The following is a 4259-nucleotide window of genomic DNA, read 5'->3' on the forward strand; positions in this document are numbered from 1 at the left end:
TGGTAGGTCGACTCGGGGTCCGGGGTGGTGACGCGCTGGTGCCCGCGCACCTGGGTGAAGGCACCGAGCAGCGCATCGGCCGTCGCGCCGACCTCGCGGAGCAGCGCCGCGGTCTCGCCGCCCTCCTTCGCGAGGCCGACGAGCAGGTGCTCGGTCGAGATGTAGTCGTCGCCCAGCGACCGCGCCTCGTCGGACGCGGCGTTGATGACCGCGGCCGACTGCCGCGACAGGTTGGGGCTCGCGACCGTCGAGCCGCTCGCGCTCGGCAACCGGCCGGCCAGCGCCTGCGCCTTGCTCTGCACGGTGTCGAGCGGGGCGCCGACCGCCTCGAGGAGCGGCCGGGCGGTGCCGTCGGCCTGGTCGAGCAGCGCCAGCAGGACGTGGACCGGCTCCACGGCCGGGTTGCCGGCGTTGCCGGCGGCCCGCACCGCGGCGGCCAGTGCCTCCTGGCTGCGGGTGGTGAGCTTGTAGTCCATGGGATTCGTCATTCCTGAGAGGTGGCTTCGCGGGAGGTCTAGCGGCGGGGCTGCGGCCGCCAGACGACGACGGCGCCCTGCCGGCCGGCGTCGGGCACCGGCACGAGGTCACGGCGGTACTTGCGCTCGACGTCGCCGGCCAGCCGGGTCGCCTCGCGCCGGCTGGCTTCGAGCTCGTCCTGCAGCTCGGCGATGCGGCGGCGCAGCGCCCGGACGTGGTTGTCGAGGTCGAGGATGCGCTTGACGCCGGCGAGGTTGACGCCCTCCTCCTGCGACAAGCGCTGCACCTCACGGAGCTGGGCGATGTCGCGGGCGGAGTAGCGACGGCCACGGCCGGGCGCACGGCCCGGTGACACAAGGCCGATCCGGTCGTACTGCCGAAGCGTCTGCGGGTGCATGCCGGACAGCTGCGCCGCGACCGAGATCACGAAGATCGGCGCGGTCTCGGCGACACCGTCAGGCAGCGGCACCCCGGGGACGTCAGCCACGGCCGGCCGCCCCGGTCAGGTCGGCCCGCGGGTCCTCGGGCTGCGCCGCGGCGTAGGCCTCCAGCGCCTGGCGTGCCTCGTCGGTGAGCTCCTGCGGCACGGCGACCTCGACGGTGACCAGCAGGTCGCCGCGTGCGCTGGTGTCGCCGGTCTTGGTGGCCGACCGCTTCGGGACGCCCTTGCCGCGCACCCGCAGCACCCGGCCGCTCGACGTGCCGGCGGGGATCTTCACGGTGACCGGCGCGCCTCCGAGCGTCGGCACCTTGACCGTCGCGCCGAGCGCCGCTTCGGGGAACGTCACGGGCACGGTAACCGTCAGGTGGTCGCCCTTGCGCCCGAAGACCTTGTCGGGCTGCACGTGCACCAGCACCAGCAGGTCACCTGCCGGGCCGCCACGCTCGCCCGGCTCGCCCTTGCCGCGCAGGCGGATCCGCTGGCCGTCGGCAACTCCTGCCGGGATGCGGACCTGCAAGGTCCGCTCGCTGATCGTCTGCCCGCCGCCGCCGCAGGTCGGGCACGGGTCGTCGACGAGCAACCCGCGGCCGCGGCACTCCCGACAGGGCTCGGAGAACGCGAACCCGCCGGCGCCGCGCGACACCACTCCGGTGCCGCTGCAGGTAGGGCAGACCCGCGGCGCCGTGCCCGGCCGAGCGCCGGTGCCGTTGCACGTCGTGCAGGAGTGCGGGCTGCGCAGCCGCAGCGGGACCGTGACCCCGGAGACCGCGTCGGCGAACGACAGCGTCGACTCCGCCTCCACGTCGGCACCCCGCCGCGGTGCGGCCGTACGCCGGCCACCGGTGAAGATGCCGCCGAAGATGTCGCCGAGCCCGCCGCCGGCACCGCCCGCCCCGCCACCGAACAGGTCCCCGAGGTCGAAGCCGCCGGCACCACCGGCGCCGCCGGGCACCCGGAACCCGCCGCGGGAGAACAGCGCGCGGGCCTCGTCGTACTCCTTGCGCTTGGTCTCGTCGGAGAGGACGGCGTAGGCCTCGGAGATCTCCTTGAACTTCTCCTCCGCCTTGGCGTCGCCCTTGTTGGCGTCGGGGTGGTACTGCCGCGCAAGCTTGCGGTAGGCCTTCTTGATCTCCGCGGCCGACGCGTCCTTGGGGACGCCGAGCGCGGCGTAGTAGTCCTTCTCGATGTAGTCGCGAGTGCTCATCCCGGCGTCCCTCCTCTCGTCCTGCTGGCCCTACTCGTCGTCGTCCTCGCTCGTCGGCGTCGCCGGCGCGGCCGGCTCGGGGTCGGCCACCGCGACGCGTGCCGGGCGGATCACCCGCTCGCCGATGCGGTAGCCGCGCTGCAGCACCTCGACGCAGGTCGTCTCGGTGACGTCCGGCGACAACCGGTGCATCAGCGCCTCGTGGACGGTCGGGTCGAACGGCTCGCCCGCCTCCCCGAACGCCTCCAGGCCGAGCTTGCTCAACGTGGCCTCGAGGCCCTCGGCGACCTTCTGGAAGCCGCCGACGAGCTCGCCGTGGGCTCGCGCCCGTTCGATGTCGTCGAGCACGGGCAGCAGGCCGATGAGCACGCTCGCCAGCGCCTGCTCCCCGACGGCGGCCCGGTCGCGGTCGACGCGACGCCGGTAGTTGGCGTAGTCGGCGCTGACGCGCTGCAGGTCGTCCGTGCGTTCGGCGAGCTGCCGCTCCAGGTCGGCAACCTGCAGCGCGGCCGGGCCGGTGGCCGCCCCCTCGTCGACGGCGGCCACCCCCTCATCCGTGCTCGGCGGGACCGGCACCCGCAACGTCCCGGTGTCGGGATCGATGCGGCGCCTGTCGGTCACGCGCGGGCGCTCCTCGTCCGGTTCGTCTGCGCCGTGGCCCGGATCCCGTCGATCTTTCGGGGTCCCCTCGGCGCGGGCGAAGCGCGCGGCGTCGTGGGGATGGCTCACGCCGCACCGCCCTCCCGGTCCTCGTCCACGATCTCGGCGTCGACGACGCCCTCGTCCTCTGCCGCACCGGCACTGTCGCCGGCCGCCCCGGCGCCCGCGGCGCCGCTGGACTGCGCATCGGCGTACATCGCCTGCCCGAGCTTCTGGCTGACCGTCGACAACCGCTCGGTCGCGGACCGGATCGCGGCGGCGTCGTCGCCCTCGAGCGACTTCTTCACGTCGGCGATCGCGGACTCGACCTCGCCCTTGACGTCGGCCGGGACCTTCTCGGCGTTGTCGGTGAGGAACTTCTCGGTCTGGTAGACGAGCGTGTCGGCGGTGTTGCGCGCCTCCGCGGCCTCGCGCCGCTGGCGGTCCTCCTCGGCGTGCGACTCGGCCTCGCGCATCATCCGCTCGATGTCGTCGCGCGGCAGTGCGGAACCGCCGGTGATCGTCATCGACTGCTCGCGGCCGGTGCCGAGATCCTTGGCGGAGACGTGCACGATGCCGTTGGCGTCGATGTCGAACGTCACCTCGATCTGCGGCACGCCGCGCGGTGCGGGCGGCAGCCCGGTCAGCTCGAACATGCCGAGCTTCTTGTTGTAGGCCGCGATCTCGCGCTCGCCCTGGAACACCTGGATCTGCACCGACGGCTGGTTGTCGTCGGCCGTGGTGAAGATCTCCGAACGCTTCGTCGGGATCGTGGTGTTGCGCTCGATGAGCTTGGTGAAGATGCCGCCCTTGGTCTCGATGCCGAGGCTCAGCGGGGTGACGTCGAGGAGCAGGACGTCCTTGACCTCGCCCTTGAGCACACCGGCCTGCAGGGCCGCGCCGACCGCGACGACCTCGTCGGGGTTGACGCCCTTGTTGGGCTCCTTGCCGCCGGTGAGCTCCTTGACCACGTCGACGACGGCCGGCATCCGGGTGGAGCCACCGACGAGCACGACGTGGTGGATGTCGGCGACGGCGATGCCGGCGTCCTTGACGGCCTGCTGGAACGGGCCCTTGCACCGCTCGAGCAGGTCGGCGGTCATCCGCTGGAACTCCGCGCGCGACAGGTTGACCTCGAGGTGCAGCGGGCCTTCCTGCGTCGCGGTGATGTAGGGCAGGTTGATCGTCGTCTCGGCGGAGCTGGACAGCTCGATCTTGGCCTTCTCCGCCGCCTCCCGCAGGCGCTGCAGGGCCATCTTGTCCTTGGACAGGTCGATGCCGTGGGCGTTCTTGAACGTCGTGACCAGGTGCTCGACGACGCGCTCGTCCCAGTCGTCGCCGCCGAGGCGGTTGTCGCCGCTGGTCGCCTTGACCTCGATGACACCCTCGCCGATCTCCAGCAGCGAGACGTCGAACGTGCCGCCGCCGAGGTCGAAGACGAGGATCGTCTGGTCGTTCTCCTTGTCGAGGCCGTAGGCCAGGGCCGCAGCCGTCGGC

At 72.8% G+C, this 4259-nt stretch carries 5 protein-coding genes; all 5 read right to left on the reverse strand.

The window, feature by feature from the left end:
* Positions 1-476, reverse strand: a 476-nt coding sequence (locus tag VFJ21_05130) for a Clp protease N-terminal domain-containing protein (protein HET7406507.1), incomplete at its 3' end; no start/stop codon positions are given.
* A 38-nt stretch (positions 477-514) separates the two neighbouring features.
* Positions 515-964 (reverse strand): helix-turn-helix transcriptional regulator, encoded by a 450-nt coding sequence (locus tag VFJ21_05135; protein HET7406508.1) that lies wholly within the window; start codon positions 962-964, stop codon positions 515-517.
* Complete coding sequence (gene dnaJ, locus VFJ21_05140; GenBank protein HET7406509.1) at positions 957-2123, reverse strand: molecular chaperone DnaJ; 1167 nt, start codon at positions 2121-2123, stop codon at positions 957-959. The genes VFJ21_05135 and dnaJ overlap by 8 nt, the downstream gene beginning before the upstream one ends.
* 30 nt (positions 2124-2153) lie before the next feature.
* Positions 2154-2744, reverse strand: coding sequence for a nucleotide exchange factor GrpE (gene grpE, locus VFJ21_05145; GenBank protein ID HET7406510.1), 591 nt, complete (start codon positions 2742-2744; stop codon positions 2154-2156).
* 104 nt (positions 2745-2848) lie between these two features.
* Positions 2849-4259, reverse strand: a 1411-nt coding sequence (gene dnaK, locus VFJ21_05150) for a molecular chaperone DnaK (GenBank protein HET7406511.1), incomplete at its 5' end; no start/stop codon positions are given.

It is taken from the genome of Mycobacteriales bacterium (genome assembly GCA_035690485.1).
In the GTDB taxonomy this organism is placed as follows: Bacteria; Actinomycetota; Actinomycetes; order JAFAQI01; family DASSKL01; genus DASSKL01.

Coding starts and splice junctions, on each gene's coding strand:
- dnaJ (HET7406509.1), bottom strand. CDS start 2,123: ATGAGCACTCGCGACTACATCGAGAAGGACTACTACGCCGCGCTCGGC.